Origin of the sequence: Shewanella sp. SG41-4 (genome assembly GCF_014164505.1) — a bacterium.
GTDB lineage: Bacteria > Pseudomonadota > Gammaproteobacteria > Enterobacterales > Shewanellaceae > Shewanella.
The window spans coordinates 1-7,775 of sequence record NZ_JACJFI010000203.1; the positions used below are offsets into that span (position 1 = coordinate 1).

General features: G+C 35.9%; 9 protein-coding genes. 3 read left to right on the plus strand and 6 right to left on the minus strand.

Annotated features, from left to right (window positions below):
- From H5202_RS15840 to H5202_RS15850, 3 genes are all read left to right on the plus strand, one after another.
- Positions 1-471: hypothetical protein (locus H5202_RS15840; RefSeq protein WP_220493901.1), on the plus strand; the 471-nt coding region annotated here is incomplete at its 5' end.
- Positions 472-700: 229 nt separating this feature from the next.
- Positions 701-901, plus strand: coding sequence for a hypothetical protein (locus H5202_RS15845; RefSeq protein WP_182772930.1), 201 nt, complete (start codon positions 701-703; stop codon positions 899-901).
- Between the two features lie 196 nt (positions 902-1,097).
- On the plus strand, positions 1,098-3,401 hold the full coding sequence (locus H5202_RS15850; RefSeq protein WP_182772931.1) for an AAA family ATPase: 2,304 nt from the start codon (positions 1,098-1,100) through the stop codon (positions 3,399-3,401).
- Positions 3,402-3,444: 43 nt separating this feature from the next.
- Here H5202_RS15850 and H5202_RS15855 read toward each other — a convergent pair whose 3' ends face one another.
- The 6 genes from H5202_RS15855 to H5202_RS15880 form a co-directional block, all read right to left on the minus strand.
- Positions 3,445-4,041 (minus strand): hypothetical protein, encoded by a 597-nt coding sequence (locus H5202_RS15855; RefSeq protein ID WP_182772932.1) that lies wholly within the window; start codon positions 4,039-4,041, stop codon positions 3,445-3,447.
- 585 nt (positions 4,042-4,626) lie between these two features.
- Complete coding sequence (locus tag H5202_RS15860) at positions 4,627-5,196, minus strand: DUF2913 family protein (RefSeq protein ID WP_182772933.1); 570 nt, start codon at positions 5,194-5,196, stop codon at positions 4,627-4,629.
- A gap of 7 nt (positions 5,197-5,203) precedes the next feature.
- On the minus strand, positions 5,204-6,334 hold the full coding sequence (locus H5202_RS15865) for a tyrosine-type recombinase/integrase (protein WP_182772934.1): 1,131 nt from the start codon (positions 6,332-6,334) through the stop codon (positions 5,204-5,206).
- Between the two features lie 51 nt (positions 6,335-6,385).
- Positions 6,386-6,892, minus strand: a complete 507-nt coding sequence (locus H5202_RS15870) for a hypothetical protein (RefSeq protein WP_182772935.1) — start codon at positions 6,890-6,892, stop codon at positions 6,386-6,388.
- 301 nt (positions 6,893-7,193) lie between these two features.
- Positions 7,194-7,550 carry a hypothetical protein gene (locus H5202_RS15875; protein ID WP_182772936.1) on the minus strand — a complete coding sequence of 119 codons (357 nt, stop codon included), beginning with the start codon at positions 7,548-7,550 and terminating at the stop codon, positions 7,194-7,196.
- Positions 7,551-7,572: 22 nt separating this feature from the next.
- Positions 7,573-7,775 (minus strand): TIGR02922 family protein (locus tag H5202_RS15880; protein ID WP_182772937.1); only part of this gene is annotated, 203 nt, incomplete at its 5' end.

Sequence of the window (7,775 nt, forward strand, 5' to 3'; positions counted from 1 at the left end):
GAAGCAATAGAGAACACAAAGAAAAATTGGATGAACTTAATTCCCTATCAAGAACAAGTCTTTACCCTTGATAGCGTAAGAAAACATCTAGAATTGAACCCTGATAATAAAAAATATACAGAGTTTTTAGACGAAGATAAGTATGAGTTGTATTTTTTTATCAACCCATTTGAACCTAAAACTTGGTACGGATTTTTCGCGTTAAGTCTTGATGATGTGGTAGCTGGTTCGCACATAAATTTAGACTGTATGTATGTGCGTAATGAATATCGCGAAGATAATCGTGGGAACATTATGGCATATGAAATCGGTTTGATAATTTGCGATTTTTTTAAAAAAGTCATTGATGAAAATACAGATAAAAAATTGGATGCCAAGTTGGTTATTAAATTGGGATTGTCTGAAAATCACAGGGCAACAATCAATGAAGCATTAGACAAAGGTCTGTTCAACCAGCAAGACACACTGTAGTGCGCGAAAGATAAGCGTTAATTCTTGGTTATGCTATAGAACCGCGCCATTTTGTTAATTTGCAGTCGTTAGGGAAGAATTGTTGTGGTGGCTTATAACAAATATGAGGTGATAAGTTATAAAAGCGACTCAACAGTATAAGTCGCCCGCATTTGAGCTACCAGCCAGCAACACTAAATTGCGTGTTCGTCGAGAAAATTTGTGCGATTAAACATAGAGTAAACATCTTATGAGCTTAGCAGATAAGTTAAAACGAATTAATGAAACGATAGTGGCCTTGGAAGATTTGAAAGAAAATTCAATAAAGGTTATAGATGATATGCAACAATCGGACGCTTACGATCCATCGGTATCGGTAGAAGATGACTTTGAATCTGTAATTGATATATTAAATCGATTTCAAGAACACATAAAATACACACAAATGTAATAAAATTAGAGACAATTATAGTGTTAAGGCTAATTAAAAGAGTGACATTTGCTACATTTATGGATGTCGCTATGTTTCTTTTTTCTAATTGGAAACTGTGCTCGCACTCACTGGTCTTATGAGGTAATCGCGCATACGAACTATACAAGTTTTATATGCAGTTTGAGCTGTGAACGACTTTTAGAGCAAGGATGTTATGTCGATAAAGAGTATACAAAAGCTAAGGCAGTTCGGTATCTTTCAGAATCATACTAATTCTAATGCCAAAGATTTCGGAAAATACAACTTGTTTTATGGATGGAACGGTAGTGGTAAATCTACTCTTTCAGGTGTATTCAGATGCATCGAAAACAAAGCTAATTCGATTAGGTTTCCCTCTTCCGAATTCATAGTTTCAATTAATGGCAAGGCTGCGATAACACAAGCTAACATTGCCGAATCTGATCTAAACGTGTACACCTTTAATCAAGACTTTATTGATGAAAATATCTCATGGAATAGTGTTGTTAAAAGCATTTTGCTTGTAGATGAAAAAAAAATTAAAGAGCATGAAAAACTCAAGGTACTAAAGAAGAAGAAAAAATTAGATTCTGAAGTGTATAACAAAGAAGCTGAAGCAATTATGAGCCTGGATACGGCAGTCTCAAAATTCGGTACTAGTAGTGCACGGCACATGAAAACTAGCCTTCAGTCGATAGATACCACTGATAGTTATTATCTGAACTATGATAAGCGAAAGTTTGAAGCATTTATTACTGCAAATCATGAAACCACCGAATCAGTCGAGCCGATTTTAGATGACGACAAGATTATTGAATTGACCAACGCCGCTAAGCCAGATCAAAAGAATAATATCACCTTCACACCGCAAATCATCAATCAAGAAAGTTTTAGAAAAGCTAAAGAACGTCTCGAAGATCTTTTAAAAACAAGTGTGGTTAGTAAAACTATTCAGAGGCTTGTCGAATATGGTGACATAAGGCATTGGATTGAAACTGGCCTTATTCTTCATAAGAACCATGATACAAACGAGTGTGAGTTTTGTGGCAATACAATCACTGAAGTAAGAATTAAACAACTTGAAGCCCATTTCAATGACGATTACAAAGCTTTTCAAGACCGGCTTATTAGAGCTGATGGGTGGCTTGTCAGTCAATATATTCAATCACCATCACTCCCCAGCGCAAGTGATTTCTACGAAGAATTTAAAAAGGAATACATTGAATCTTGCTCCGAGTTGGAAAAAGCAATAACCACGTTGAATGAAGAGATAGCGACATGGCACAGTGCTCTAAAGGAAAAGACTGGAAACCCACTAGAAACAGGGTTATTCGTCGATATCATCAATGACTCGTCTGTAACAGCATTTAATGATGCAATGACCGCAATTAGCAAGGTTGTTGGAAAGCACAACCACAAGTCAGGAAATTTCGAAGTAGAAACAAAAAAAGCTAAGAAGCTACTTGAGCTTCACTATGCTACTGCAGAAGTTAAGGACTTTGGGTACCACGAAAAGAAAAAGGAAGTTACTCGTCGAACAGCCGAAAACGCTAAGCTAAAAACAACAATAAACAGCCTAAATTCGGAAATTAGAGTGCTTGAAGATTCAGTTTCAAACGAAAGTATTGGAGCTGACCAGTTTAACGAATCACTTCATAAATTCCTTGGTCGTAGTGAATTAACTCTTCGCTTTAATCCGTCGAATAAAGGTTATGAAATATTTAGGAACGATTCTGATCTAGTAGAGGGGAACTTGAGTGAAGGTGAAAAAACAGCCATAGCGTTTGTTTACTTCATCACCAAGTTAAAGGAAAACGATAACAAAATGGAAAACACTATTGTTGTCGTAGATGATCCGGTATCAAGCTTTGATTCAAACCACCTTTTTCATTCGTATTCATTTCTTCGTAGTAATTGCGATAAAGCCAAGCAGTTGTTTGTATTTACTCACAATTTTACTTATTTTAAATTAATGCGTGATTGGTTCGAAGGGGTAAACCGCAACAGACAAAGAAAGAATCAAGAACATAATGCATTTTTTTATACAATTCAAACTACGACATTTACACCACGTAGCTCAACTTTTGTAGACGCAGATATTAGTTTGGTGAAATATAATTCGGAATATCATTATATTTTTTCAAAATTATACGCATTTAAAGATAACCCCACATTATCTAGAGATGACGCGTTTTTAACAGCGAACCTTGCACGGAAGCTGCTTGAATCATTTTTTAGCTTTAAATTTCCAAAGCACCGAAGTGATATATCACAACTTATGACTTGTGGATTAAAAGGTTGTGAAACAACAGATGAAGCTACAAAAGAAAAAATTTACCGGTTTATCAATAAGTATTCTCATAGTGCTGTTATTGAAATTAACGAGGATTCTTCAGAAAACCTTCTTGGTGAAAGCCAAAATGTGATTGTTGATATTTTTACTTGGCTTCATGAAGTTGACGAAGTTCATTACAACGAAATGGTAGATGTAGTTACGTGATTAGTGTGAAAGTGCATAACGAGCTACTGCTCTCGGAAGTTCCTCAATACCTAAGATTAAGCTTTGTGCATTTTATGAGAGCCCTGATAACGGGCAAGAATTTTTGCTGCTCTTTGTTAATGGCCACTTGAGTGGAAATACGTTTATACCGAAGAATTTCTTGGTATATATGCCTGGGTTTTAGTTTGTAACGCAATGACAATCCAAGAATCGTATCACAATCAAAATGTATTGATGAATCCATCGCCTCATCGATGGCTTTTTTACCTTGAGTACGAATGGTCGAGATCCGTTGATTCTTAAGAGTGATAGCTTTATTTACTCGTGCTTTATGCTTTTGGTATGTAGGGATAAATTTAAGTTCATTTATATCATTTTTGATTGTTTCTATATCACAATCAAAAGCCTTAGCAAGATAATCGATTAGGTTTGCTGCAGTCAAAGATGGTTGCTTATGTAATGTATACACAATCATATCGCGCCGCCTGAGCATGTCAGGATCAACAAGTACATCATGTTCAACGTCCTGGAGCTCTGGTACTGCAGCACCCTCTACCGCTTTATCTTGATAACTGTTAAAGCTTAATGGTTGGTTTATATCAATAGATTGAATGTCTTTTATAATACCTTCGCGTTCCATAAGCACCTGATCGTAAATTTAAAAATTCTTATTTAGAAGCGCCCAAAGCGAGTCATAACGGATAATAGAAATTCTGTCTGAGTTCGTGAACAAGGAATTGAACCATTCGTTGTCATATAAAAAAACTCACCTTTAAAATAAACATATGACGGTTTACCACTAACTGAAGAATCTGGTTGTGAATTGTTAGTAGCAATATAAATATCAAATAGCTGATTTGAATAAACGAGCTTGGTAGCGGTGATCATTGGGCTTGAATTCATTAGTGTTCGTCCTTCATTGTTATACTGCTATTTTATCTTAAAATTATTACTGTTTTCTCTATTTCAGAGCATATTTAGGACGTTGAAAAATATTTACTACCGCATAGTGACCTAAATAGGGGGTTGTTGTTGATACTTATAACTATTGCTCAAAATACTTGAATCAATGGGATCTAATGTCTTTACTCTACAAGCTTTATTATCGTATTATTGATTCGAATACATTATTCATTGCTTTGGCAGTGTCATAATGTGTCCTCCAAACGGGGAAGGGGTTCCTCGGGGAAGAAGCCAACTGCAAAGTTGGCTTTTTTTCGCCTATTTAACGAGGTAAAACATCAAGTTTTGCATGTGAACTATGACGTTGTGCTACGCTAACGGTGAATCGACTATCATCAGCCGCTTTAGAGAGGACCTCATCGAGTTCTGCTTCTGTTTCACAATAAACAAATAAATTTATAGGCTCTAGATATTGGCCATCGCTAGATAATTTATTAAATGTTTCATCTTTACACAGGTAAATATTCCCTGGCTCAGCAACAGTTTGCGACGTTGAGATTTGGATCATCAAACCTGTCCAATCATATAAATTACCCAAATAATCAAATAGCAAAGCTTCAGCATCACCTTTACCTTTATACTGCGTGAGATTCACCAAAAGCTTCTGCAGCTCCGTCTCTAACGGAACATGCTCTTTGGCCAAAGAGAGCCGTTTAAGCTCTTTTTTAATCAACTTATATTGTTGTAACTTTATTTTAGGTTTAATAAATTTTTTAATAATTTGGGACCGAGTTGATAGTGGTGTAAAACGAGGGTTATCAGCCACTTCCAAATACAGATTAATTAGGCAATTTTCACAAACCAGTTTCAAAGATTCATAATATTGAGTCATTACTACATCACCTTTTTTCCGCTCTAAATTTCGCCATTGCACCATCTTCGGCAAGTATGTCTCGCCCATACCGGTATACCATCGCTGGAGAACTCCATCGGCCAGATACTTGAACCTCTAGCAACGAAAATCCTGCAGCAAGTAAATCCTGACACGCACCTAGTCGAGCTGAGTGGCCGCTCCAAGGGGTATTCCCACGTACCAATCTTGGCGCAATTATTTCCATTTTTCGAAAAGCATTAGAGAATACCTTGTCGATAGCCACACCTGATAATGGCTTTACCTGTTTGCCGATTTTATTAGATTTATGCACTTTTCTGAAAACATACCCGGTACGCTCTATGCCTGACATTTCGACATATTTATCAATTGCATCTAAGCATTTTAAACTTAATACCACTTTGTCTGGTTCACCTGAATGTCTAGATTTGGTTATCGGGACCAACAGTAAACCTCTACCGTCTCGAGTAAAACTTAATTGCTCAAACGTCATTCTGGCCAATTCTGATTCACGCAACATTGATTCATAAGCCACTGTAAGTATAGCTAAATCACGCGATTCTATAATGCGATGACTGTCAGATAATGCACGTTCTAACACATCCAAGTGAGACTCATTGAATGCTGATGCCTGGCTAATGTATTCACCTTCAGATAATTTATAGCCTTCTATTTTTTCAAACATCTTCTTTATTTTTAAAGGTTCCGTTGGCGACGGTAAACCTGCTGCTAGATGCATAGTTTGAACGGCCCAAGAGTAAACCTTTAGGGTATTAAATTTGACTCTTTCTGCCTGCTCAAGAATGTACAACTCAAAATTATCAACAGTGCATGGAATTGGTGTTATTGAGCGTTTTTCACACCATTTACAAAAAAGGTACCAATTACTGTTAAGTGATTTGAACGTATTGATTTTCATATCTTTAGAAGATAACTGAAAATCATGTAACAACATTGATATGAGTTCTGAGATCCGCTCAAAAGGCGCCGAGTCTATATTTTCTTCGAGTAATGAACGTAATTCTTTCTGCATCAATGAGCGACTATCAAGAAGTAAGTCATTGACTTTCTGAGGTTTAGATTCACTACCAACGTTCGTGGTTATAGAATATTTTTGATTTCCAATTAATGATGTCATTTAAACCTCGTATTAACAGCACTGTGATTCAGGTATACAGAAAAACATTGACTACTCGCTACCTTCTTGTAGTTCTTGATCTATACTGACAAGGAAATCGATAACTTCATCAAACGATTTAAGATCTTCTCTGGCCATAATTATTTTGAGCTTTTTAACTAGATCTTCAGATAATTCAAATCGAGTTTTAGTTTGACGTTTTTTTAACTGGCTGATTTCTTTTCGGATCCAACGCCAACCGGCATCAGAAAAGATAAGCTGTAAATCCTGATTTAATGCATCCATTTCATAATGATGGACATCATTTTCTGGTAAAGATGATATATTACGTATAGCTCTACTCGCTGATAACCAGATTTTATCGGCGTACTCCATGTGTTTTCTGAAATTAGGCTTATAACGTTCCGGTTGAATGGAGCCATTACTAAACCGAATGTGTTTATTCAGTAATCGAGAAGAAATTTGAACTTCATCAACAGAAAGCAGACGCATACGCTTTCCTTTGGGTTCAACATAATCATATCGCCACTGCGGAGCGATGTATTTTTCAACCGACATATTTTGTCCTTTAAGCCAAAAATCACTAATTTTAAATTTTGCGTCAATCTGGTTAACTACCAAGAAAAACATTTAGTTTTGTAATATGGTACACCATAATACTAAATGAGATTAAAGTAAATCTTAACTTTGCATAATTACAGTTATACAAAGTTAAGAGTAAAAAAAATGAAAATTGAAACCATGAAAAATGGGGCACCCATTTTTTATCTTATGTGATTTTTCTTGGGCTGGATAAAGTGGAGTAGCGAAGGTCGGATGTATCGAACTCTGAAGAGTGTAGCAAAACGAGTCTTTTCAATTAGTCTAAAAAGACTTGTTTTGTAGACAATGGCATTAACCATTCATAGCAATCAGATAATAACTTTAGTTGTCTTGTTGGTCCAGGACAATTGCAATCTGTCAAAAGTCTGTGCGCGTGCTTTGCATTAACGATGATGGTTTTATCTGATATAGTAAAATGACAATGACTTAAAAACGTTGTCAGTTCTAAATAAAATTTCTCAAATTCATCTTCTCGAATACCATGCAGTTCCAGTACGTCGTGAAATTGAACAATCTCTAAATTAAATGCAAACTCAGAAGCGACTAGCTCTAATTTTCTGATAATATTAACAATATCATTTGTACAGCTATTTACTGTTAACGTCATAGGCATCAGAAAACCCCTCAAAATCTGCTTATGCAACCATATTATTTTTTGCTGCGCGCTCACCAAGAGTATTTAAAACTGTAACCTCCCCTTGAAGTACCGCAATGATTAATTTTCCTTCCTTTATTTCAGTTGGAATAATGACTCTACCTCCATGGCCTACCGCACAATTACTGATAACTACAGACTTCAGTTCTAACAACATTTCATCGTCATAATAAAGAACGGTAA

Excerpts from the sequence above, each read along its gene's own strand:
- H5202_RS15865 (WP_182772934.1), bottom strand. The coding sequence starts at position 6,334 with ATGACATCATTAATTGGAAATCAAAAATATTCTATAACCACGAACGTT.
- H5202_RS15845 (WP_182772930.1), top strand. The coding sequence starts at position 701 with ATGAGCTTAGCAGATAAGTTAAAACGAATTAATGAAACGATAGTGGCC.
- H5202_RS15875 (WP_182772936.1), bottom strand. The coding sequence starts at position 7,550 with ATGCCTATGACGTTAACAGTAAATAGCTGTACAAATGATATTGTTAAT.
- H5202_RS15870 (WP_182772935.1), bottom strand. The coding sequence starts at position 6,892 with ATGTCGGTTGAAAAATACATCGCTCCGCAGTGGCGATATGATTATGTT.
- H5202_RS15860 (WP_182772933.1), bottom strand. The coding sequence starts at position 5,196 with ATGACTCAATATTATGAATCTTTGAAACTGGTTTGTGAAAATTGCCTA.
- H5202_RS15855 (WP_182772932.1), bottom strand. The coding sequence starts at position 4,041 with ATGGAACGCGAAGGTATTATAAAAGACATTCAATCTATTGATATAAAC.
- H5202_RS15850 (WP_182772931.1), top strand. The coding sequence starts at position 1,098 with ATGTCGATAAAGAGTATACAAAAGCTAAGGCAGTTCGGTATCTTTCAG.